This window comes from Methylogaea oryzae, from assembly GCF_019669985.1.
Classification (GTDB): domain Bacteria; phylum Pseudomonadota; class Gammaproteobacteria; order Methylococcales; family Methylococcaceae; genus Methylogaea; species Methylogaea oryzae.
The window spans coordinates 1867151-1888384 of the sequence record NZ_AP019782.1; the positions used below are offsets into that span (position 1 = coordinate 1867151).

Here is a 21234-nt window from a genome sequence, read left to right on the forward strand (position 1 = left end):
CCGGGAAAGCCGGCCGTTGCGCGCCTTAGCGCGGAAAAATACAGCGATTGCGCGCCGCTGTCACATGGCTTGCAGGCGGCTTTCGATGCTTTTGCGTATGCCGTCGGCATCCAGGCCGACAAGGGCCAGCAGTTCCTCGCGGCCGCCCTGCTCGACGAAAATATCCGGCAAGCCCAGGTTTAGCACGGTTTTGACGATGCCCTGGCTGTGCAGGTATTCCTGTACGCCGCTGCCGGCGCCGCCGGCGATGACGTTTTCTTCCACGGTGACGATCAGGTCGTGGCTTTGCGCCATTTGCTGGATCAGCGCTTCGTCCAGCGGTTTGACGAAGCGCATGTTCACCACGGTGGCGCCCAACTGCTCGCCGGCGGCCAGGGCCGGCGTCACCATGCTGCCGAAGGCGAGGATGGCGATGTGCTGCCCTTCGCGGCGAACTTCGCCTTTGCCTAAGGGCAGGGCGGACATTTTTTTGTCCACCGCCACCGCGGGGCCGCGTCCGCGCGGATAACGCACTGCTGCGGGGCCTTGGTGCATGTAGCCGGTGTAAAGCATTTGCCGTGCTTCGTTTTCATCGGCGGGGGCCATCACCACCATATTGGGGATGCAGCGCAGGTAGCTGTGGTCGAAGGCGCCGGCGTGGGTCGGGCCGTCCGGGCCCACCAGGCCGGCGCGGTCCAGGGCGAACAGCACCGGCAGGTTTTGCAGGGCCACGTCGTGCACCAGCTGGTCGTAGCCGCGCTGCAGGAAAGTGGAGTAGATCGCCACGACCGGATGGTAGCCTTCGCAAGCCATGCCGGCCGCCACGGTGACCGCGTGCTGTTCGGCGATGCTCACGTCGAAATAACGGTCGGGGAAGCGCTGCTCGAATTCCACCAGTCCCGAGCCCTCGCGCATGGCGGGGGTGACGCCCAGCAGTTTCGAGTCTTGCTCCGCCATGTCGCACAGCCATTGGCCGAAAACCTCGGTGTAAGTGGGCGTGCCGGGCTTGGCCTTGGGCAGATGATCCTTGCTCGGGTCGAACGCGCCGACGCCGTGGTAGGCCACCGGATCTTTTTCCGCCGGGCCGAAGCCTTTGCCTTTCTTGGTGACGATATGCAGGAATCGCGGACCTTTCAGTTCGCGCAGGTTACGCAGGGTGGTAACGAGGATGTCCAGATCGTGGCCGTCGATGGGGCCGATGTAGTTGAAGCCGAGTTCTTCGAACAAGGTGCCGGGGGCCACCATGCCTTTAACGTGTTCCTCGGCGCGGCGCGCCAGTTCCCATACGCTGGGCACGCCGGACAGCAATTGCTTGCTGCCTTCGCGCATGCTGGAGTAGAACTTGGAGGACAGGATGCGCGCCAGATAGTTGTTCAAGGCGCCGACGTTGGGCGAAATGGACATTTCGTTGTCGTTGAGCACCACCAGCAGGTTGGCGTCCAGGCAACCGGCGTGGTTCAGCGCCTCGAACGCCATGCCGCCGGTGATGCCGCCGTCGCCGATGATGGCCACCGCGTGGCTGTCGCGCTTGTCCAGGGAGGCGGCGATGGCCATGCCCAAGGCTGCGCTGATCGAGGTGCTGGAATGGCCGACGCCGAAGGCGTCGTAGCGGCTTTCCTCGCGGCAGGGAAAGGCGGACAGGCCGTCTTTCTGGCGGATGGTGCCGAGGCGGTCGCGGCGGCCGGTGAGGATCTTGTGGGGATAGGCCTGGTGGCCCACGTCCCACACCAGGGGATCGCTGGGGGTGTCGAACACGTAGTGCAGGGCGATGGTGAGTTCCACCGTGCCGAGGCCCGCGGCGAAATGCCCGCCGGACTGGCTGACGCTGTCCACCATGAATGCGCGAAGCTCGGCCGCCAATTGCGGCAATTTTTCCGGCGGCAGCGCCCGCAGGTCTTCGGGGGAATCGATGGTGCGCAGGAGTCCGTATTGCTGTTGCTCAGTCATGTCGCCTGTCTGTCTCTAGTGTGTCGCGGCCTGGGCCGTCATTAAATCCGAGTAATTCTCTGGTGATTATGGCTTTCCCGCCAGGCACCTGGCAAGAACGAACGCGGAATACGGCCCCGAAAGGGTTCGGGAAGGCGGAACTTCCCGAGTGTTTCAAGGGATAATGGCCGGTTGTTAGTGGCGGCGCTCGATGATGTACAAGGAAATCGCCTTCAACATGTCCGCGTTGGCGCCGAGCGGTTCCAGGGCGGCGACGGCTTGGTCGTGCATGTCGCGCGCTTTTTGTTTAGCGCCGGCCATGCCCAGCAGGGCGGGATAGGTGGGCTTGTTGTTGTCCCGATCCTTGCCTTGGGTTTTGCCCAGGGTGGCGGTGTCGCTCTCTTCGTCCAGGATGTCGTCCTGGATCTGGAACGACAGGCCGATGCACTTGGCGTAGTGGTCGAGCCGGTCCAGGGTGTCGGCGGAAATGCCGGCATCGGCCAAGGCGGCCATTTTGACGCTGGCGCGGATCAGGGCGCCGGTCTTGTGGATGTGCATGTTTTCCAGTTCGGGCAAGGTGATGCTTTGCCCAACCGAGGCCAGGTCGATGGCTTGGCCGCCGACCATGCCCGCCGCGCCGCTGGCCACCGCCAGGGTGTCGATCATGGCCAAACGCTGTTCGGCGCTGACGGCCATGGACGGGTCGTGGGCCAGCACGTGGAAAGCCAGGGCTTGCAAACCGTCGCCGGCCAGGATGGCGGTGGCTTCGTCGAAAGCCTTGTGGCAGGTGGGCTTGCCGCGGCGCAGGTCGTCGTCGTCCATGGCCGGCAGATCGTCGTGGATCAGCGAATAGACGTGGATGAATTCCACCGCGCAGGCCGGGCCGTCCAGGCGGTCCAGGTCCAGACCCAACGCCTTGCCGGTGGCATAGGCCAACATCGGCCGCATACGCTTGCCGCCGCCCAGCACGGAGTAACGCATGGCTTCGTGCAGTTTTTGCGGCAGCTTGGCGGCGGGCGGCAGTCGATGATCCAGGGCGGCTTCCGCGCGTTCCTGGCATTCCGCCATGAAGGCGGTCAAACGGTTGTCAGTTGTCATTGGTAACGGTGAACGGCTTGAGTTGAATTTGGCCTTCTTCTTCCAGAAGGACTTGAATCTTTTGTTCGGCTTCCTTGAGCGCTTTTTGGCAAACACGGGTCAATTGCACGCCGCGCTCGAATGCTTTGAGGGATTCTTCCAGGCTGATATCGCCTTGTTCCAGGCGTTCAACCAGCTGTTCCAGTTCTTCCAGGGACTCTTCGAAACGAGGGGATTTTTTTGTCATGAGTTGGGAAAAACCGTCGTGGCCGTATCCGGCTCGCTGCCATGGAAAGCGCAAAACGGGTGGTATTATAAACCCAAGCCTATGGTCGCGGTGACGTTTTGGCCGGTTTAGCGCCGGAAATGCGAACCGCTTTGCCCTGAAACCTGTTTGATCGAACCTTATGAACCAAACCTACGACGCTTCCGCCATCGAAGTGCTGAGCGGCCTGGACCCGGTGCGCCGGCGTCCGGGCATGTACACGGATACCTCCCGCCCCAACCATTTGGTGCAGGAAGTGGTGGACAACAGCGTGGACGAGGCTTTGGCCGGCCATGCCAAGCGTATCGAGGTGGTGTTGCTGAAGGACGGCGGCGTGCAGGTGTCCGACGACGGGCGCGGCATGCCGGTGGACGTGCATCCCGAGCTGGGCGTGTCCGGCGTGGAGGTGATCCTCACCAAGCTGCACGCCGGCGGCAAGTTTTCCGGCAAAAACTACCGCTTTTCCGGCGGTCTACACGGCGTCGGCGTGTCGGTGGTGAATGCTTTGTCCAAGCGCCTTGAGGTGGAGGTCAAGCGCGGCGGCAAGGTCTACACCATGGCGTTCGCCGACGGCGACAAGCGGACCGAGCTGACGGAAACCGGCACCGTCGCCAAGCGCGACACCGGCAGCACCGTGCGCTTCTGGCCCGATGAAAGCTATTTCGACACGCCGAAAATCGCCGTCAACAAGTTGGCGCTGCTGCTGCGCGCCAAGGCGGTGCTGTGTCCGGGGCTGGAAATCACCCTGAAGGACGAAGCCGGCGAGGAAACCCAGACCTGGCTGTACCAAAACGGCCTGCCGGATTATTTGCAGGGCCAGTTGCAGGGCGTGGAATGCATTCCGCCCGAGCCCTTTGTCGGTGCGATGGAAAGCGAGCACGAGGCGGTGGACTGGGCGATTCTTTGGACGCCGGAAGGCGGCGAAGCCATCGCCGAAAGCTACGTCAACCTAGTGCCCACGCCCCAGGGCGGCACCCACGTCAACGGCTTGCGCACCGGGCTGACCGACGCGGTGCGCGAATTCTGCGACTTCCGCAATTTGCTGCCGCGCGGCGTGAAGATCGCCCCGGAAGACGTGTGGGAGCGCTGCCATTACGTGCTGTCGGTGAAAATGCAGGAGCCGCAGTTCGCCGGCCAGACCAAGGAGCGCTTGAGTTCGCGCGAATGCGCCGTGTTCGTCGCCGGCGTGGTGAAGGACGCGCTGAGTTTATGGCTCAACCAGCATCCGGCGGTGGGCGAGCAATTGGCGCAGCTGGTCATCGACATCGCGCAAAAGCGTCTGCGCGCCAGCAAGATCGTCGCTCGCAAAAAAGTCGCTTCCGGCCCGGCGCTGCCCGGCAAGCTGGCCGATTGCAGCTCCCAGGATTTGGCGCAGACCGAGCTGTTCCTGGTGGAAGGCGATTCCGCCGGCGGCTCCGCCAAGCAGGCCCGCGAGCGTGAGTTCCAGGCCATCATGCCGTTGCGCGGCAAAATCCTGAACACCTGGGAGGTGGAGTCCACCGCCGTGCTGGCTTCCCAGGAAGTGCACGACATCACCGTTGCCATCGGTGTGGAGCCCGGTTCGCCGGATTTGACCGGGCTGCGTTACGGCAAAATCTGCATCCTGGCCGACGCCGATTCCGACGGCAACCACATCGCCACCTTGTTGTGCGCCTTGTTCCTGCGCCACTTCCGTCCCTTGGTGGAAGCCGGCCACGTGTTCGTCGCCATGCCGCCGCTGTACCGCATCGATTTGGGCAAGGAAGTGTTCTACGCCTTGGACGATGCGGAAAAACAAGGGATTCTGGATCGCTTGGCGGCGGAGAAAAAGCGCGGCAAGCCCACGGTTACCCGCTTCAAAGGGCTGGGCGAGATGAATCCCTTGCAATTGCGGGAGACCACCATGAATCGCGACACCCGCCGCCTGGTGCAAATGACGGTGGAGCAGGACGACGGGACCGCCGAGCGCATGGATATGCTGCTCGGCAAAAAGCGCGCGTCGGATCGGCGGGTATGGTTGGAAGAGAAGGGCAATTTGGCCGAAGTGTAGGCTTGCGGTTCGTCATGCCGCGGCCGTTTCACCCAGCAGGACCGCCAACTTGTCCATCAATGCTTGCCGTCGCGCGCTATCCTCGCCGTAGCGGGCATTGGCGGCTTTGACGTCCGCGCCGCAATGGACGCAGTCGGTTTCGTCGGCATAAACAAAACAATCGCAGTTGCGGCACAACACCAGCCGCTCCGGCACCGCGCCTTGGCGCGCGCGGCGGGCGGCATCCGGTATTTTTTCGAGGAAGCCGAAGCGGGCTTGTTGGTTGGCGCCGACGCCGAATGTTTCCTCCAGCCGTTCGCCGTCGTGATTTTCCAATACCAGCTTGAACGCGCCTATGGCGAAGGGCGTCTTTGCGGCGTCGGCGATTTTTTCCACCCTTTCGCGTAGGCCTTCCTTGGCCAACTGGCTCACCCGGTAATAACAATAGGGATTGTTGCCCGGCCGGCCGAACAGGGAGTCCGAGGTCCAGGTGCATCCCCCGCGGCATAGGGCGGCGTAATAGCAGCTGCTGCAAAAGCCCCACAGTTGTTCGGCGCTACGCAGCCGGTTGAAATACAGCTCCTTGCTTTCATGCCACAGCTCGCGCAACGGCGCGTTGCGCACATTGCCGCCGCTATAGCCGTCGGTGGCCAGGGAAGGGCAGCCTTTGATCGAGCCGTTTGCTTCCAACCCGATCGCCGTTTGTCCGGCGCCGCAGCCGGTCCAATGGGTGGGCGTGTCTTCGTATGTGCGGAACAGATGCTCGTATGGGCCGAAATAGCCGATATTGTTGCCGGCGATAATCAGCAGGTTGTTGTCGACGCCTTTGTGGTACAGGCGGGCGATCAGCGGCATCAGTTCGGCCAATTGGTAGGGCTGCAGCAACTGCTCGGGATTATCCACCGCATTGCCCATGGCGACCGCCAGTTGCAACTGCCAATGGGTGACGCCGGCGGCGATCAAGCGGTCCATCAATTCGGGCAGCACCCGCATGGATTCGGGGCCGATGACGGTATTGGCGCTGATGCGCAGGCCCAGCTCACGGGCCAGGCGCAAAGTTTCGAAGGCGTTGGCGTAGGAGCCCGGCACGCCGCGCGTTCGATCGTGCACCGCTTCCAGCCCGTCGATGGAGACGCCGATGCCTTGCAAGCCGGCGGCCGCGGCGTCGGATAGGCGCTTCGCGTCAAGGTTCCAGCCGCCGGTTTGAATCGCGCAATAAATGCCGTGGGAGCGTATGGCCCGGACGATTTCCAGCCAGTCCTTTCGCAAATAGGCCTCACCGCCGATCAGGGTGATTTCCCGTGTGCCCATCTCCGCCAGTTGCTCGACTACGGACAAGCATTCCGCCGTGCTCAGCTCGTCCGAGCGGGCCTTGCCGGCACGGGAGCCGCAATGCTGGCATTTTTGGTTGCAGGCCAGGGTGATTTCCCACACCACGTGGACGGGCACGTAGTTGATCAGATCGTCGTCGTTGCGGAAACGCGCCGGTTGATTTTGCGGCTGTGTCGTTGCTTCCATTCGAAAGCCCTTTGGGAGTGGCGAGAAAAGGCGTTCGGCCGCCATGGCGGAGGCCGAACCAAGGGAGTAACAAGTTATCTTGCTTTGCGTTTTGCGATTTCTATTTTCAAAACCCGCAAGGCCGCTGATATATCGCCGAAATTGTTCAGGCGATTTTCCGTCCGATGCCGGATCGCTTTGGTTTCTTCCGGATTCCCGCCGGCAGTTGCTGCTGGTTTGGCGGCGCCATGGGGCATAATCGAAACGTTCGCATTTATTACCGTTCCGGTACGAAGTTTTAATCCGCAACCGACGAACCGTCGGTTTTGAGTTATCTTCGTTCCAGTTTGGCGATTTCAACCTTCAGCACTTGCAGGGCGGCGGAAACATCTTCCGCCTTGTTCAAATGCTCTTCGGCTTGACGGCAAATGTCTTTCATTCGGCTCAAGTCGCCGCTGGCAATGGCTTCTTGTATGGCTACGCCGTAGGGGGGTATCGGGTGCATGGCATGTCTCGAAAAAGTCGGCCTCACCGGGGAGGCCGGGGTGTTGGAGCGCTTATTTTTCCAGCTTGGCGATTTCCACTTTCAGCACCTGCAGGGCGGCGGAGACGTCGCCTGCTTGTTTCAGGTGTTCTTCCGCCTGATGGCAAATTTCTTTCATTCTTTTCAGGTCGCCGCTGGCGGCCGCTTCTTGCATGGTTACGGCATAAAGGGGAGTGGGGTGCATGATTCGTCTCCTATGGGCGATTGCGTGTTCCGGTTCGACTTATTTTTTTTCCAATTTGGCGATTTCCACTTTCAGTACTTGCAGCGCAGCGGAAATATCGCCGACTTTTTCCAAATAATCCTCGGCTTGCCGGCAAACTTCCTTCATTCTGGAAATATCGCCGCTGGCCGCCGCTTGTTGCATGGCGACGCCGTACAATATGACTGGTCCTTGCATAGCCGCTCCGTAGTTTTGCCGCGGCGAAATTACCGTTTGGCGGGCGGAATCATAACAATGGCGCTGGCCGAATAATGCAGTCCAGGGATGAAAGTAATGTAAGCCTGGTCTTACGTTTTGATCTACGGGAATCGGGTTGGCGAGCGATGTACTTCGCTGAAAACAGCCGTAACTTGGTTCGCAGCAGCCGCGATGGGGACGCAGCAAAATGCCTGCCGTACTGCGTTGGAACGCGGCGCGGCGCCGCTAGGAGGGGCTGGCGGTATACTAGCGCGCTCTAGTTGCGCACGTTTTAGGGGGTATTCGATGTATGTCACGCTAGTCCATGTGCAGGTCAAACCGGAATACCTGGACGCTTTCATCGCCGCCACGGGCGAAAATCATGAACAGTCCATACGGGAGCCGGGCAACCGGCGCTTCGACGTGGTGCAGTCGGTGGAAGACCCGACGCGCTTCGTGTTGTACGAGGCTTACGCCAGCGAGGCCGACGCCAATCTCCATAAACAAACCGCCCATTACCTGAAGTGGCGCGATACGGTGGCCGACTGGATGGCCACGCCGCGCCAGGGCGTCCGCTACGAAGGGCTTTTTCCGCAATGATCGACATTCAACCGTTTGAAATCGCGCGCTTGCCGCGCATCGTGTTCGGCGACGGCAGCCTGGCGCGGGTGCCGGCCTTGGTGGCGCAGTATGGGCGCCGCATTTTGCTGGTGACCGGGGCCAAATCGTTTTTGCAGTCGGGCCATTGGAGCGAACTGGCCGATGCCTTGCGCGCGGCCGGTACGGAGTGGGAGACCTTTACCGTGGCAGGGGAGCCTTCCCCGCAATTGGCCGACGAGGCCGCCGGCCGTTTCCGCTCTGCGGGCATCGAGGTAGTGTTGGGCATCGGCGGCGGCAGCGTGTTGGACGCGGCGAAAGCCATCGCCGGCCTGCTGCGGGTGCCCAACTCGGTGATGGATTATCTGGAGGGGGTCGGGCCGGAACTGCCTTATGCCGGGCCGTCGGTGCCGTTCATTGCCGTGCCGACCACCGCTGGCACCGGTTCCGAGGCGACCAAGAACGCCGTGCTGTCGGTGCAGGGCGAAAACGGCTTCAAAAAATCGTTCCGCCACGAATTGCTGGTACCCGAATATGCGGTGCTGGACCCGCAACTGCTGGCGTCCTGCCCGCCGGCGCAAATCGCCGCCAACGGCATGGACGCGCTGACCCAGTTGCTGGAGTCTTACGTTTCCACCAAAGCCAATCCTTATACCGACGCCCTGGCCATGTCCGGCATGCGCATGGTGCGCGACAGCCTGTTTGCCTGGTACGAGCAAGCCGCCGAAGCGCAGGCGGCCCGGGGCGCCATGCTGTATGCGGCTCTGCTGTCGGGCATTACCCTGGCCCAGGTGGGGCTCGGATCGGTGCACGGCCTGGCGTCGCCGTTGGGGGCGTTTTTCCCTATCCCCCACGGCGTAGCCTGCGGCACCATGGTGGCTGTTTGTACGGAAGTGAATATCCGCAGCCTGCGGCAACGGGCGCCGGACAGCCCGGCGCTGCCCAAGTACGCCCACGTGGGCAAGGTGCTGGCCCAGGACATGTCCCTGGACGATGCCGCCGCTTGCGACCATCTGGTGAATACCTTGCGGCGATGGACCGAACGACTGGATCTGCCGCGCTTGTCCCACTACGGCATGGCGGCGGCGGACGTTGCCAAGGTGGTGGCCAACAGCCGCGGCAGCAGCATGAAGACCAATCCTATCGTGCTGACCGACGACGAAGTGGCGGAGTGTTTGCAGGCGAGGTTATAGAGCAAGCGGGCAGCGCGCCCGAACGCTACGCGCTGCCTGTATGGCGGGAATCGGCGGTCAGAACGCCTTGTTGGCGGCCTTCAGGTGGGCGATGGCGCCCTGGGCCGCTTCGCCGGTTTGCGCAGCGTGGCCTTGCTGGCCGTGTTCGATGGCGCTGTTCAGCTCCCGGATGGCGGCCGGCAGATGGGCGTTGGCTTTTTCCTTTTCGGCGGCTTCCGCATGGGCTTTGGCCGATTTCGCGTGTTCTGCGGCCGCTTTGGCATCGCCTTGCTTGGCGCTTTCCACACAGGCTTGGGCATGGCTGAGGGCTTCGGCTTTGTGGTCTTCGGCGGCAAACAGGGGGGCTGCGCTCAGCAGGCAGGCCAGGGTGGCGGCCAAAAATCCGGTGGCGGTTTTGCGTTGCATGGTGTTCTCCCAAAGGATGGTTGCACGGTTCGCCGCTGGAAGCGGCGGAAGCCGCCATGTTAGCAGCATGGCGGGGGTTGCCGCTTAGAACAAGCTCATTTGCTCGCCCGGCAGCAAAGGCGGTTTGAACAGGGCCGTATTCAAGGCGGGAAAATCTGCCGCCAGGCCGGCCTTTCTCTCTGCCAGGCGGAAGCGTTGCCGCAACAGGCCGGCGTAGGCGCCGGTTCCCAATTGGCGGGTTTCGAAACGGCTGTCGTTGTCACGGCCTTCGCGGGCGTCCCGAACCCGGCTCATCACGTGTTCCGCCTTGAGCGGCTCCTGTTCCTTCAGCCAGGCTTGGAACAGCTCCGCCACTTCCAAAGGCAAGCGCAACAATTGGTAGCCGGCATGGACGGCGCCGGCCTGGGCGGCGGCGGACAGGATCGCCTCCATTTCGCTGTCGGTGAGCACCGGGATCACCGGCGCCACCATCACCCCCACCGGCACGCCGGCCCGGCTCAAGCTTTCGATGGCCTGCAAGCGGCGGCGCGGCGAACTGGCGCGGGGTTCCAGGCGGCGCGCCAAGTCTTTGTCCAGGGTGGTGATGGAGATTTGCACCTGCACCAAGTGGTCGGCGGCCAACTGGGCCAGCAGGTCCATATCCCGTTCCACCAAGGCGGCCTTGGTGGTGATGGTGACGGGATGGCGGGTTTCGGCCAGCACTTCCAGGATTTGCCGGGTGATGCGCCAGTCCTTTTCGATGGGCTGGTAGGGATCGGTGTTGGCGCCCAGGGCGATAGGGGTGCAGCGGTAGCCGCGCTTGCGCAATTCGCTCCGCAGCAACCGGGCCGCGTCAGGCTTGGCGAACAGCTTGGACTCGAAATCCAGGCCGGGCGACAGGTCCATATAGGCGTGGGTGGGCCGGGCGTAGCAATAAATGCAGCCGTGCTCGCAGCCCCGGTAGGCGTTGATGGACTGGTCGAAAGGGATGTCCGGCGATGCGTTGCGGCTGAGGATGCGCTTGGCAGTTTCCACCGTGACGGTGGTGGCGAGGCGCGGCGGTTCCTCTTCGAGCGTGTTCCAGCCGTCGTCCACCGTTTCGCGGCGGTGGAGGCCGTAGCGGCTGTCGGCGTTGCTGGCGGTGCCGCGGCCTTTCAGTGGCGTATGGGGCGAATAGGTCATTGCGCCGGATTGGGGCTTGCCGGAGATTTTACTTGGCTGGACTGGATGGTGGCCTGCAGCGTTTCCACGTAGCGGTTATAGATGGCTTCCCGTTCCAACAGTCGACGGAAGGTGTCCGGGCTGAGGCATTCCAGTTCCTTGGCGGAAACGTAAGGCAGGGCCGGCGGAAAGGGCAGTTCCAGCGCTTGGATCGCGGTGGGAGGCGCTGGATCGGGCGGCGCGGTCCAGTTCGGCAGGCCGCAGCCGCTTAGCGCCGTGGAGGCTAGGGCGAGCAGGCTTATCGAATGTCGCACGGGCGCATCTCCTCGGTTGGCCAGTGCCGACAGCGGCGGCAGGCATGGGGATTTAGCCGATCAGCTCCAGAGCGTTGCCGTCCGGATCGCGGCAGAACAAGGCGCGCCGGCCCGAATGGCTCAAGGTGTAGCGGACACCGTGTTTGTCCAGGTGTGCGATCAATCCGTCGAAATCGTTGACGAGCAAGGCCGTGTGGCGGTCGCGTCCGCCGTGTTCGGGTCGCTGCAGGCCGATTTCCGGGCTGGGCAGGGCCAGCAGGTGAATTTGCTGTTCGCCCAGCTCGTACCAAACGCCGTCGTATTTCAGCACCGGCCGCTTATCGCTGGGTTCCAGGCCCAGTACGCCTTCATAAAAGGCGCGGGAGGCGGCCAGGTCGGCCACCAGCACCGAGGCGTGATGTAGGCTTTGGATGAATTTCATGGGCCGATTCTAGCGGGTGCGGGGCGGAAAATGAAGAGAGGGCCGGAGCGGTTCGTCGCCTTCGGTTTGGGTCGCCGTTGATCGGCTTGACCGCAGCGGGCGCCGTCCATACTCTTGCGGCGAAACGGTTGACTGGATCATCGGAAATTAGGAGGTGCAAGGCATGGGCGCGAAAACACTGGTCGGCGTATGGCGTGGCGGTGATTTGGGGACTTTGCCCCGGTTGCCCATTTTGGCTGTCGCCGTGTGCGTATTTTTTTCGCCGTCGCCGCCCGCGCTGGCGGAGGTGGCCGCAAACGGGGGGCGGATTCCGTCAGCGGAGGGCGCTCCCGCCAAATCGAACTGCACCAGTCACCGAACCACCATCCAGCAGTCGCCCAAGGGCGGTTATTGGGCTGATGGCTACATCAACAACACCAAGGTGTCCCTGCACATCGACACGGGGGCTAACGTGGTGGCGGTGCCGCTTACGGTGGCGCGCGCGGCCGGCCTGGCGGTGGGGGAAATGGGGCACGCCAACACCGCCAGCGACGTCATTACCACTTACCGGACGGTGATTCCGGCGTTGCGCGTCGGTAACCTGATGTTTCGTAACGTCAAGGCCGCCATCAATCCCAAATCCCCGGACGACGAGGTCCTGTTCGGCATGAGCGCGCTGGAAGCGGTGAGCGTTCATCAGGAGCAAGGCACCATGGTGCTTTCCACGGAGGTATGCGGACAGTCGCCGTCGGCGGTTGAAGGCGCCGCCGCGGTTGCTCCGGAGCCTGCCGTGGTGCTGAAGCGCTCGGTACGCGAATGCATGGGGCCGAATCATGTCATCGACAAAAAGGCCATGGAGTGCATGAAGTCGGCGCGATGAAGGCGGCCGCCGTTCTCGGCCTGGATTTTTAAGTTAATCAAATGTCGCAGCGAGTTATGCCTTATCCCCCAGCTCCGAGCCGCCGTATGGCGGAGATTCAAGCACCCATCATTCCCGTGGTGGCCGATTGGCTGCGTCAATGCCCTGCCGCGATTTCCCTGGGGCAGGGGGTGGCGTTTTACGGCCCGCCGGAGGAGGCTTTGGCGCGAGCGGGGCGCTTTGGCCAAAACGCGGACGAGCACAAATACGGCCCGGTGCAGGGGCAGCCGCAACTTTTGGCGCTGATCCGCGCCAAGTTGGCGGCGGAAAACGGCATGGATTTGACCGGGAGGCAGGTGGTGGTTACCGCCGGTGCCAATATGGCGTTCCTCAACGCCTTGTTCGCTATCACCGATCCCGCCGACGAAGTAATCCTTCCCTCGCCCTATTACTTCAATCAGGAAATGGCGGTTCGCATGGTGGGTTGCGAGCCGGTGCTGGCGCCTACGGACGACGACTATCAGCTGCGTCTGGACGCCATACGGGCGGCCATTACGCCGCGTACTCGCGCGGTGGTGACCATCTCCCCCAACAATCCCACCGGCGCGGTGTATGGAGAGAGCGCCCTGGCCGAGGTCAACGCGTTATGTCGCGAGCGCGGCATCTACCACATTTGCGACGAGGCCTACGAAAACTTCCTTTACGGACAGGCGCGGCATTTTTCGCCCGGTTCCTTGCCCGACTCCGCCGGCCACACCATTTCCCTGTATTCCCTGTCCAAGGCCTACGGATTCGCATCCTGGCGCATCGGCTACATGGTGGTGCCGGACCACCTGTATTCGGCGGTGTTGAAAGCCCAGGATACCAACCTCATTTGCGCCAGCCGCATCGCCCAAGAAGCGGCCATAGGCGCTTTGCAAACCGGCTCGGCTTACTGCCGCGAACATTTGGCGACCTTGGCAGGGGTGCGCCGGGCGGTGTTGGACGAGTTGCAGGCCTTGCGGGGCTGCTGCGCGATTCCGGCCACCGACGGTGCCTTTTACTTTTTGCTGAAATTGAATGCGCCGCTGGAGGCCATGGTCGTGGCTGAACGGCTGGTGCGGGAATACGGGGTGGCGGTCATCCCCGGCAACGCTTTCGGCTGGGAGGAGGGGTGTTATTTGCGCCTGTCCTACGGCGCATTGCAGCCCGATACGGCGGTGGAGGGCGTGCGCAGGCTGGTTAACGGGCTATTGCGTTTAAGCGGCGAGCATTCGCCGTAGGAACGCTTCGTGTTGCGGCCCTGGGACACCGGCGTGGGCATCCGAGCGCGGAGGGAGCAGCGATCGAGTGCGTAGCGCAAAACGATACATGCGGTATTTTGGATTAAATAAGGCTTATGTATTCGATTAAAAGTATTGATCCATTGGGTTCCGCCCCTCTTGTATAATTACTCCGTGACTGTCACTTAGCCCGCGTGGCGTGTGACAGGCCGTAGTCTGTTCTCCTCCTCTTTGGCGGCCTGTGGCCGCCTTTTTTTTGCCTTTAATCCGGGGGTTGGTATTGTCGGGCGACCTCGTTACTGGCCTGGGCCTGGGCAATAAAAAAACCCGCGAGGCGAAACGCGCCAGGCGGGTTTTTGGTGAGTTTGCGTAAACTCTAATTTGGCGGAGAGAGAGGGATTCGAACCCTCGATACGGGTTAACGTATACACACTTTCCAGGCGTGCTCCTTCAACCACTCGGACATCTCTCCGGTGCAGCCCAAAATTATAACAGCGGATTATTGGCATGTCACGCCCCATGACGTCTTTTATTCATGCTCCCGCGCATTTTTTGCTCGATGGAAGGCGCCGATGGCTGTGAAGACCGACAGCGATCATGGTGGCGTGATGTTAACGGCTTCGTTTCCCGGGCCGTATCGGGCCGCCTAGGAGGCGAAGGGAGACGGGAAGGGCAGGCGGGCCAAGGGCGCTGGGGCGCGCTCGGAAATAAAAAAGCCGCCGGTTGTTAAGCCGGCGGCTTTTTTGCTAGGCGTGAGCGGGCGGATTCAGCTATGCCGCGCCCGCTTTGCTCAGCACCAACCTAACCACAAAAATGATCGCCAATATGAACAGTACGGTGCCGATGACGCCGGTGACGATAAAGGTCTTGGCGGATCCCGCCGTAAAGTCACGCTCGCGGTTCGCGCTGCTTTGAATGCCGATCGCTGCGGACAGCGTACTGGCGATCACTTGCATCAAATTAGGTTTGGTCTGTTTGTCACTCATGGCGGCTTTACTGGCCCTGTTGCTTAGCCTTTCTTTCGCGAAGATAGGGCGGGAGGTACTTGGCGGCGAAAGCTCCGCCGATGACCAGCGCGACGATAATCAGCGATTTGTAGTTTTCGCGGGCGATGCGCTCATCCTGGTCTTCGTTCAGGCCGAACACGGAGACGTATTCGGTGACAAAAGCCAACAGCTGCACGGTGACGATGGACAGGCCCAGGGACAGGATGAAACGGTCCAGGGCGGCGTTTTCGGTGACTTTCAAATCGTTCAGGAACAATTTGACGATGACATATCCGGGCACGAGCATCTCGAGCACGCCCACCGCGATTTTTTCCGCCACCAGGATGCCGCTGCTGGTGAACACGGAAAACATGATGACCATGATGACGGTGAATACGCCGACGCCGCCCCACATTTTTTGGTCGATGCTTAATTTGTCCAAATATTCTTTGTAAAAGCTCATGTCTCCACCTCGTTTGGTTTATTTTTTCTTGAAAAAGTAGAAGCCTTCGGAACCGCCCTTCAAAATCATGCTGTTGCCGGTTTTTTCATAGACTTCGTAGGTTTGCGGTTTGTGCGGACGGCCCGGATCGGTAAGCAGAATTTTGCCGTTTTCGACCTTGTAACCGAACGACATTTTGTCGTCGATTTTCAGTACCCGGTTGTAGCCGGAGGAAACCAAAGTGCCGTCGGCTTTGAACTCCCAAGTGCGGTTCTCGTCGGTCTTGGCGCTGTTGAGCGTGGCGGCGACGAACTCCAGCGTCCAAGGGCCGACGATTTCGCTGTTGTCTTTCAAGAAGATTTCGGCAAATGCATTGCCGCTGATGCAAAGGGCGAGAAAGGTTGCGGCAGTTTTCATGGATAGCGGTTTCGCCATTGTGGACACCCCGTGCGGCTGGCTCGATTCGACATTGCGGCAAGTCGTTGGGACTGCTCGCGCTAGCCTCATTATTAAGAAAATGCCGGTCAAACACAAGCCGGAACGCCGCGGTTTGCGCACGGCCTGACAGTCGCCGGGTAAAAGCCTTAAAATGGCGCTTTGCGCTATGTCGGCGCTAACGCTTTCCATGGACCCGTCTCGCATGTCAGCCCACAAGCACCGATCCGATCTTTTTCGTTCCCTACTTGGCCAACGCATCCTGTTTCTGGACGGTGCGATGGGCACGCAAATCCAGACGTATCAGCTGCAAGAGGCGGATTACCGCGGCGAACGTTTCGCCGATTGGCCGTCTGACCTGAAAGGCAATAACGACCTGTTGCTTCTGACCAAACCGGACGTGATTGCGGCCATCCACAACGCCTACTTGGAGGCCGGCGCGGACATCCTGGAAACGTGCACCTTCAACGCGACGCGCATTTCCATGGCCGATTACGGCATGGAGGAATTGGCCTACGAGATCAACGTGGCCGGCGCGCGGCTGGCGCGGCAAGTGGCCGACGCGATGACCGCCAAGACGCCGGACAAGCCGCGTTTCGTTGCCGGCGTCATCGGTCCCACCAGTCGCACCGCCACCCTGTCGCCGGACGTGAACGATCCGGGCTTCCGCAACGTCACGTTCGACGAGCTGGTGGACGCTTATTACGAGTCGGCCCAAGGGCTGGTGGAAGGCGGCGCCGACATTTTGATGATAGAGACCATTTTCGATACGCTGAACGCCAAGGCGGCGGTGTTCGCGGTGGAAAAGTATTTCGACGACCACGGCATCCGCTTGCCGGTGATGATTTCCGGCACCATCACCGACGCGTCCGGCCGCACCCTCACCGGGCAGACCACCGAAGCGTTCTGGAATTCCCTGCGCCACGCCAAGCCGGTGTCCATCGGCCTCAATTGCGCGCTGGGGGCCAAGGATTTGCGCCAGTATGTGGAAGAGCTGTCGCGCATCGCCGACACTCACGTCTCCGCCCATCCCAATGCGGGCCTGCCCAACGAGTTCGGCGGCTATGACGAAACGCCGGCCATGTTGGCGGGCGAGCTGGCCGAATGGGCACGCAGCGGCTTCCTGAATATCATCGGCGGCTGTTGCGGCACCGGGCCGGAACACATCAAGGCCATTCACGACGCCCTCAACGGCATTCCGCCGCGCGCCATTCCCCGCATCGAGCCGGCCTGTCGCTTGTCCGGGCTCGAGCCCCTCAACATCACCGACGACTCGTTGTTCGTCAACGTCGGCGAGCGCACCAACGTTACCGGCTCCGCCGTGTTCCGCCGGCTTATCAAGGAGGAACAGTACGAACAGGCGCTGGACGTGGCGCGCCAGCAGGTGGACAGCGGCGCCCAGGTGATCGACGTCAACATGGACGAAGGCATGTTGGACTCGAAGGCGGCCATGGTGCGCTTCCTCAACCTCATCGCCGCCGAGCCGGACATTTCCCGCGTGCCGGTGATGCTGGACTCCTCCAAGTGGGAAATCCTGGAAGCCGGGTTGAAATGCCTGCAAGGCAAAGGCATCGTCAACTCCATTTCCATGAAGGAAGGCGAGGCCAGCTTCATCCAGCAAGCCAAACTGGTGCGCCGCTACGGCGCGGCCGTCATCGTCATGGCTTTCGACGAACAGGGGCAGGCCGATACCCTGGAGCGTAAGGTCGAGATTTGTACCCGCGCTTACAAGATCCTAACCGAGCAAGTGGGTTTCCCGGCCGAGGACATCATTTTCGACCCCAATATCTTTGCCATCGCCACCGGCATCGAGGAACACAACCGTTACGGCCTGGACTTCATCGAAGCGGTCACGGAAATCAAGAAAACGCTGCCCCACGCGCTGATTTCCGGCGGCGTGTCCAACGTGTCGTTCTCCTTCCGCGGCAACAACCCGGTGCGCGAGGCGATCCACGCGGTGTTCCTCTATCACGCCATTCGGCAGGGCATGGACATGGGCATCGTCAACGCCGGCCAGTTGGCGCTGTACGATGAAATTCCCGCTGAACTGCGCGATGCGGTGGAGGACGTGATTCTCAACCGTCGGCCGGACGGCACCGAGTGCCTGCTGGCCATCGCCGATAAATACAAAGGCGACGGTTCCAGCGTCGAAAAGAAGGAAGACTTGGCTTGGCGCTCCTGGCCGGTGGCGAAGCGCTTGGAACACGCTCTGGTCAAAGGCATAGACGAATACATCGACGAGGACACCGAGGAAGCGCGGCTTTCCGTCGAGCGCCCGTTGCACGTCATCGAAGGCCCGCTCATGGCCGGCATGAACGTGGTGGGCGATCTGTTCGGCGCCGGCAAGATGTTCCTGCCCCAGGTGGTCAAATCCGCCCGCGTCATGAAAAAAGCCGTGGCTCACCTCATGCCTTACATGGAAGAGGAGCGCAGCGCCGGCCAAAGCAACGGCAAAATCCTCATGGCCACAGTGAAGGGCGACGTGCACGACATCGGCAAGAACATCGTCGGCGTGGTGCTGCAGTGCAACGGCTTCGATGTGGTGGACATGGGCGTCATGGTGCCGGCGGACAAGATCCTGCAAACGGCGAAAGACGAAAACGTCGACATCATCGGCCTGTCCGGCTTGATCACGCCGTCCCTGGACGAAATGGTGCACGTGGCCAAGGAAATGGAGCGGTTGGGCATGCAAATTCCGCTGCTGATCGGCGGCGCCACCACCTCCCGCGCCCACACGGCGGTGAAAATCGAGCCCAGCTACTCCGGGCCTTGCGTGTACGTGACCGACGCTTCCCGCGCCGTCGGCGTCGCCACCAGCCTGCTCAGCGACGAATTGCGCGACCAGTACGTCGCCGACATCCGCCGCGAATACCTGGACGTGCGCAGCCGCCACGCGCAGCGTAAGGACTCGGATCGGGCGCTCAGTCTCAACGCCGCCCGCGACAATCGCTTCCAGGGCGACTGGACCGCCTACGTCCCGCCCAAGCCGTCCTTCCTGGGCGTGCAAACCCTGGACGACTTCCCGTTGGATGAACTGGTGGGCTACATCGATTGGTCGCCGTTCTTCCACGCCTGGGAGCTGGCCGGCGGCTATCCGAAAATCCTCGACGACGAAATCGTCGGCGAGCATGCGCGCACCCTGTTCCGCGACGCTCAAGCCATGCTGGACTTGATCGTCAAAGAGCGCTGGCTCACTGCCCGCGCGGTGCTGGGCTTCTTCCCGGCCAATGCCAGCGGCGACGATATCCTGCTGTATACGGACGAGGCGCGCCGGGAAATCCGCACCACGCTGCACCATCTGCGCCAGCAGCACGGCAAAACGGCGGGACACGCCAACTACTGCCTGTCGGATTTCGTCGCGCCCCACGACAGCGGCACGGCCGACTACGTCGGCGCGTTCGCCGTCACCGCCGGCATCGGCATCGAAGAACACGTGGAGCGCTTCGAAAAATCCCACGACGACTACAGCGCCATCATGCTGAAAGCCCTGGCCGATCGTCTGGCGGAGGCTTTCGCCGAATGCCTGCACGCCCGCGTGCGGCGCGAACTTTGGGGATACGCGGAAGCGGAGTCTTTGGGCAACGAAGCGCTGATTAAGGAAGCCTATCGCGGCATCCGTCCTGCGCCCGGTTACCCGGCTTGCCCGGATCATACCGAAAAAGCGACCTTGTTCGCCCTGTTGCAGCCGGAAGTCAACGCCGGCATCGGTTTGACCGAGAGTTTCGCCATGTTCCCGGCGGCTTCGGTGAGCGGCTGGTATTTGGCCCACCCCAAGGCGCAGTACTTCAACGTTGGCAAGCTGGCCAGAGACCAAGTAGAGGACTATGCCATCCGCAAGGGCATTCCCTTGAGGGAAGCGGAACGCTGGTTGGCGCCGAATCTCGGCTACGAGCCGGACTAATCGCGCGCCGGACGGCGACTCATCTGGAATGAAAAAGGCCGCGGTCCATAGGACCGCGGCCTTTTTGTTTGGTCGGGACACGGCCGCTGCCGCCTCCCGACGAATGCCGAACCGGCGTTATGCGGCTTCTTTCTGCATCAGGGCTCGCAACGAGCGGATGTAGTCCAAGCCGAGGTGGAACTCCTCCGCGCCTTCCAGGATCATCCGCAGGTCGCCGCGGGCCGGCTTCAGGCCTTCTTCCGTGGCGGTGGCCACGTAAACCTCTGCAATCACGTCCTTATTGCCGCAGCTTACCGTGACCTGCTTGCGCACATAACCCTCGAAAGCGCGGTCTAGGAAATTGAGGGCGTCGTCCTGCAACTGATAAAGCACGCCCTCCACCGCGGTATTGGCGTCTTCGACGATATTCGCCAAACCGTACCGATGGCCGAGCTGTTCGCCGACGATGGGCTTGTTGAACGCCAAGCGGTAGTCTTTCAGCATGCATTTTTGCGGCTTGGTCAGGTCGAAAAATTTGGCGTCTTCGGTGGATGTCCAGCCCAGCTTTTCCCGCATGGCGCTTTTCGACAGGCTCGGCCCGTAGATCATGACGGACTTCGGCTTGCGGCCGAATACGGCGGCCATGATGCCTTTTTCCGCCACCGGCAGGGGAGCGCGCAGGCGCCATTCCCGCGGCGGGTTTTCAAACAGCTTGATGACGAAGTCCTCGCCCATCTCGTCCAGCAGGATGAAACCCAGCGCGTAGGATTTCAATTGGACGTCAACGTCTTCCTCGTTGGCGACCTTTTCGATCTGGGCGATGATGTGGTCTTTCTTTTCCAGGGTTTGGAACGAAGACAGCATAGTGATGGAATATTCTTTCACCGCGTCGAAGTCGATGTTGGTGAGCTTGCTTTTCACCACATCGATACGGGTTTGGGCGCGCACGCGGTCGATGGCCTGCTCCATGAAGCGCAGGAAAACCTTGACCAGCTGGTCGGGCCCCAACGCGACATCTTCATTGTCGACCTTCAGCGTCAGCAATTTGGAACGCAGCAGCGCCATGGAGCCGATGCCGGCGCTCAAGACGATTTTGCATTTGTCCAGGTCCGTTGTGGTGGCGAAGCCATACAGCAACAGCAGGTTCAGGCCGAACATGGAAAACGCGCCGTTGAGGATGACGTACAGGACCGCATGGGGCGTACGCAGCGCCTTGACCGGCTCATTATTGAACTTGCCGATAATTTCCGCGCCCGATGCAAGCATGCCGAGAAAAAACGCCCAGGCGTACAAACCGGCGCCGGATGTTGTTCCCGCAATCAACAGAGCGGCGACGATGAGCACATACCAAGTATAAAAGCCCGCGAACCGCCATACAGCCACCATGCTGGCCGCGACCAAGGTCGCGGCGAATGGATGCCCGTCGAACATCTCCTGCACTTGCATCATGTATTCCATGCTGTTGTCCCCAATTTCATTGAATTGCTTTTTCGTGTAGTTAACGCGTTGTTTCTACGTTATTTTCTGTTCCCCGACGGACAGTGGGCTTGCCTGTGCCAAGCCAATGGCGGTTTATTCTGACGCTTGTGGCTCATCTTGCAACTTTTTTGTGGTTATTTGATGTA

General features: G+C 61.3%; 22 protein-coding genes and 1 tRNA gene. 6 read left to right on the plus strand and 17 right to left on the minus strand.

Annotated elements, in window-relative coordinates; translation table 11 throughout:
- Nucleotides 1-60 precede the first annotated feature (60 nt).
- The 3 genes from dxs to K5607_RS08465 form a co-directional block, all read right to left on the minus strand.
- Entirely contained in the window at nt 61-1926 is a 1866-nt protein-coding gene (dxs, locus tag K5607_RS08455; protein WP_221048799.1) for a 1-deoxy-D-xylulose-5-phosphate synthase, read from the minus strand.
- Nucleotides 1927-2100: 174 nt separating this feature from the next.
- Nucleotides 2101-3003 (minus strand): (2E,6E)-farnesyl diphosphate synthase, encoded by a 903-nt coding sequence (gene ispA / locus K5607_RS08460; protein ID WP_221048800.1) that lies wholly within the window; start codon nt 3001-3003, stop codon nt 2101-2103.
- Nucleotides 2993-3229 carry an exodeoxyribonuclease VII small subunit gene (locus tag K5607_RS08465; protein WP_054772494.1) on the minus strand — a complete coding sequence of 79 codons (237 nt, stop codon included), beginning with the start codon at nt 3227-3229 and terminating at the stop codon, nt 2993-2995. The genes ispA and K5607_RS08465 overlap by 11 nt, the downstream gene beginning before the upstream one ends.
- 160 nt (nt 3230-3389) lie before the next feature.
- Here K5607_RS08465 and parE point away from each other — a divergent pair, with 160 nt between their 5' ends.
- On the plus strand, nt 3390-5276 hold the full coding sequence (gene parE, locus K5607_RS08470; RefSeq protein ID WP_221048801.1) for a DNA topoisomerase IV subunit B: 1887 nt from the start codon (nt 3390-3392) through the stop codon (nt 5274-5276).
- Nucleotides 5277-5288: 12 nt separating this feature from the next.
- Here the strand turns inward: parE and K5607_RS08475 are convergent, their stop codons facing one another.
- The 5 genes from K5607_RS08475 to K5607_RS08495 all read right to left on the minus strand — a co-directional run bounded on the left by K5607_RS08475 (nt 5289) and on the right by K5607_RS08495 (nt 7696).
- A complete protein-coding gene (locus tag K5607_RS08475) occupies nt 5289-6773 on the minus strand; it encodes a GDL motif peptide-associated radical SAM/SPASM maturase (RefSeq protein WP_221048802.1) in 1485 nt (494 codons plus the stop codon).
- A gap of 74 nt (nt 6774-6847) precedes the next feature.
- Nucleotides 6848-7009, minus strand: a complete 162-nt coding sequence (locus K5607_RS08480; RefSeq protein ID WP_156302220.1) for a DUF1843 domain-containing protein — start codon at nt 7007-7009, stop codon at nt 6848-6850.
- 74 nt (nt 7010-7083) lie between these two features.
- Nucleotides 7084-7257 (minus strand): DUF1843 domain-containing protein, encoded by a 174-nt coding sequence (locus K5607_RS08485; RefSeq protein WP_082411275.1) that lies wholly within the window; start codon nt 7255-7257, stop codon nt 7084-7086.
- A 52-nt stretch (nt 7258-7309) separates the two neighbouring features.
- A complete protein-coding gene (locus K5607_RS08490; RefSeq protein ID WP_221048803.1) occupies nt 7310-7480 on the minus strand; it encodes a DUF1843 domain-containing protein in 171 nt (56 codons plus the stop codon).
- Between the two features lie 39 nt (nt 7481-7519).
- Nucleotides 7520-7696 (minus strand): DUF1843 domain-containing protein, encoded by a 177-nt coding sequence (locus K5607_RS08495; protein ID WP_082411273.1) that lies wholly within the window; start codon nt 7694-7696, stop codon nt 7520-7522.
- 306 nt (nt 7697-8002) lie between these two features.
- Between K5607_RS08495 and K5607_RS08500 the strand changes: the two genes are divergently transcribed.
- Both K5607_RS08500 and K5607_RS08505 read left to right on the plus strand, forming a co-directional pair.
- Entirely contained in the window at nt 8003-8296 is a 294-nt protein-coding gene (locus K5607_RS08500; RefSeq protein WP_054772493.1) for an antibiotic biosynthesis monooxygenase, read from the plus strand.
- Nucleotides 8293-9486 carry an iron-containing alcohol dehydrogenase gene (locus K5607_RS08505; RefSeq protein WP_054772492.1) on the plus strand — a complete coding sequence of 398 codons (1194 nt, stop codon included), beginning with the start codon at nt 8293-8295 and terminating at the stop codon, nt 9484-9486. The genes K5607_RS08500 and K5607_RS08505 overlap by 4 nt, the downstream gene beginning before the upstream one ends.
- Nucleotides 9487-9543: 57 nt before the next feature.
- Here the strand turns inward: K5607_RS08505 and smbP are convergent, their stop codons facing one another.
- Genes smbP through K5607_RS08525 form a run of 4 tightly spaced genes read right to left on the minus strand, consistent with a single transcriptional unit; the run spans nt 9544 to nt 11766 of the window.
- On the minus strand, nt 9544-9960 hold the full coding sequence (smbP, locus tag K5607_RS08510; protein ID WP_156302219.1) for a small metal-binding protein SmbP: 417 nt from the start codon (nt 9958-9960) through the stop codon (nt 9544-9546).
- 15 nt (nt 9961-9975) lie between these two features.
- Complete coding sequence (locus K5607_RS08515; protein WP_054772490.1) at nt 9976-11052, minus strand: PA0069 family radical SAM protein; 1077 nt, start codon at nt 11050-11052, stop codon at nt 9976-9978.
- Nucleotides 11049-11345 carry a hypothetical protein gene (locus K5607_RS08520; protein ID WP_054772489.1) on the minus strand — a complete coding sequence of 99 codons (297 nt, stop codon included), beginning with the start codon at nt 11343-11345 and terminating at the stop codon, nt 11049-11051. The genes K5607_RS08515 and K5607_RS08520 overlap by 4 nt, the downstream gene beginning before the upstream one ends.
- A 52-nt stretch (nt 11346-11397) precedes the next feature.
- A complete protein-coding gene (locus K5607_RS08525; protein WP_054772488.1) occupies nt 11398-11766 on the minus strand; it encodes a VOC family protein in 369 nt (122 codons plus the stop codon).
- A gap of 163 nt (nt 11767-11929) precedes the next feature.
- On the opposite strand from K5607_RS08525, the gene K5607_RS08530 reads away from it, so the two are divergent.
- Both K5607_RS08530 and K5607_RS08535 read left to right on the plus strand, forming a co-directional pair.
- Complete coding sequence (locus K5607_RS08530; protein ID WP_156302218.1) at nt 11930-12625, plus strand: retropepsin-like aspartic protease family protein; 696 nt, start codon at nt 11930-11932, stop codon at nt 12623-12625.
- Nucleotides 12626-12711: 86 nt separating this feature from the next.
- Nucleotides 12712-13866, plus strand: a complete 1155-nt coding sequence (locus K5607_RS08535; protein WP_246598993.1) for a pyridoxal phosphate-dependent aminotransferase — start codon at nt 12712-12714, stop codon at nt 13864-13866.
- Nucleotides 13867-14248: 382 nt separating this feature from the next.
- Here K5607_RS08535 and K5607_RS08540 read toward each other — a convergent pair.
- From K5607_RS08540 to K5607_RS08555, 4 genes are all read right to left on the minus strand, one after another.
- Nucleotides 14249-14338, minus strand: a tRNA-Ser gene (locus K5607_RS08540).
- Nucleotides 14339-14636: 298 nt separating this feature from the next.
- Nucleotides 14637-14852 (minus strand): DUF2970 domain-containing protein, encoded by a 216-nt coding sequence (locus tag K5607_RS08545; RefSeq protein WP_054772486.1) that lies wholly within the window; start codon nt 14850-14852, stop codon nt 14637-14639.
- Between the two features lie 7 nt (nt 14853-14859).
- Nucleotides 14860-15315, minus strand: coding sequence for a hypothetical protein (locus K5607_RS08550; RefSeq protein ID WP_054772485.1), 456 nt, complete (start codon nt 15313-15315; stop codon nt 14860-14862).
- An 18-nt stretch (nt 15316-15333) separates the two neighbouring features.
- The gene (locus K5607_RS08555; protein WP_054772484.1) at nt 15334-15711 is read right to left on the minus strand and encodes a hypothetical protein; all 378 of its coding nucleotides are present in this window, start codon (nt 15709-15711) and stop codon (nt 15334-15336) included.
- 223 nt (nt 15712-15934) lie between these two features.
- Here K5607_RS08555 and metH point away from each other — a divergent pair, with 223 nt between their 5' ends.
- Nucleotides 15935-19630, plus strand: a complete 3696-nt coding sequence (gene metH / locus K5607_RS08560) for a methionine synthase (protein WP_221048805.1) — start codon at nt 15935-15937, stop codon at nt 19628-19630.
- 117 nt (nt 19631-19747) lie between these two features.
- Here metH and K5607_RS08565 read toward each other — a convergent pair whose 3' ends face one another.
- Complete coding sequence (locus K5607_RS08565) at nt 19748-21067, minus strand: gamma-glutamylcyclotransferase family protein (RefSeq protein ID WP_054772483.1); 1320 nt, start codon at nt 21065-21067, stop codon at nt 19748-19750.
- Nucleotides 21068-21234: the final 167 nt, after the last annotated feature.

Coding starts and splice junctions, on each gene's coding strand:
- K5607_RS08500 (WP_054772493.1), top strand. CDS start 8,003: ATGTATGTCACGCTAGTCCATGTGCAGGTCAAACCGGAATACCTGGAC.
- K5607_RS08550 (WP_054772485.1), bottom strand. CDS start 15,315: ATGAGCTTTTACAAAGAATATTTGGACAAATTAAGCATCGACCAAAAA.
- smbP (WP_156302219.1), bottom strand. CDS start 9,960: ATGCTGCTAACATGGCGGCTTCCGCCGCTTCCAGCGGCGAACCGTGCA.
- K5607_RS08565 (WP_054772483.1), bottom strand. CDS start 21,067: ATGGAATACATGATGCAAGTGCAGGAGATGTTCGACGGGCATCCATTC.
- K5607_RS08495 (WP_082411273.1), bottom strand. CDS start 7,696: ATGCAAGGACCAGTCATATTGTACGGCGTCGCCATGCAACAAGCGGCG.
- ispA (WP_221048800.1), bottom strand. CDS start 3,003: ATGACAACTGACAACCGTTTGACCGCCTTCATGGCGGAATGCCAGGAA.
- K5607_RS08485 (WP_082411275.1), bottom strand. CDS start 7,257: ATGCACCCGATACCCCCCTACGGCGTAGCCATACAAGAAGCCATTGCC.
- K5607_RS08545 (WP_054772486.1), bottom strand. CDS start 14,852: ATGAGTGACAAACAGACCAAACCTAATTTGATGCAAGTGATCGCCAGT.
- K5607_RS08480 (WP_156302220.1), bottom strand. CDS start 7,009: ATGCCCCATGGCGCCGCCAAACCAGCAGCAACTGCCGGCGGGAATCCG.
- parE (WP_221048801.1), top strand. CDS start 3,390: ATGAACCAAACCTACGACGCTTCCGCCATCGAAGTGCTGAGCGGCCTG.
- K5607_RS08530 (WP_156302218.1), top strand. CDS start 11,930: ATGGGCGCGAAAACACTGGTCGGCGTATGGCGTGGCGGTGATTTGGGG.
- K5607_RS08475 (WP_221048802.1), bottom strand. CDS start 6,773: ATGGAAGCAACGACACAGCCGCAAAATCAACCGGCGCGTTTCCGCAAC.
- dxs (WP_221048799.1), bottom strand. CDS start 1,926: ATGACTGAGCAACAGCAATACGGACTCCTGCGCACCATCGATTCCCCC.
- metH (WP_221048805.1), top strand. CDS start 15,935: ATGTCAGCCCACAAGCACCGATCCGATCTTTTTCGTTCCCTACTTGGC.
- K5607_RS08490 (WP_221048803.1), bottom strand. CDS start 7,480: ATGCACCCCACTCCCCTTTATGCCGTAACCATGCAAGAAGCGGCCGCC.
- K5607_RS08515 (WP_054772490.1), bottom strand. CDS start 11,052: ATGACCTATTCGCCCCATACGCCACTGAAAGGCCGCGGCACCGCCAGC.
- K5607_RS08525 (WP_054772488.1), bottom strand. CDS start 11,766: ATGAAATTCATCCAAAGCCTACATCACGCCTCGGTGCTGGTGGCCGAC.
- K5607_RS08555 (WP_054772484.1), bottom strand. CDS start 15,711: ATGAAAACTGCCGCAACCTTTCTCGCCCTTTGCATCAGCGGCAATGCA.
- K5607_RS08465 (WP_054772494.1), bottom strand. CDS start 3,229: ATGACAAAAAAATCCCCTCGTTTCGAAGAGTCCCTGGAAGAACTGGAA.
- K5607_RS08535 (WP_246598993.1), top strand. CDS start 12,712: ATGGCGGAGATTCAAGCACCCATCATTCCCGTGGTGGCCGATTGGCTG.
- K5607_RS08505 (WP_054772492.1), top strand. CDS start 8,293: ATGATCGACATTCAACCGTTTGAAATCGCGCGCTTGCCGCGCATCGTG.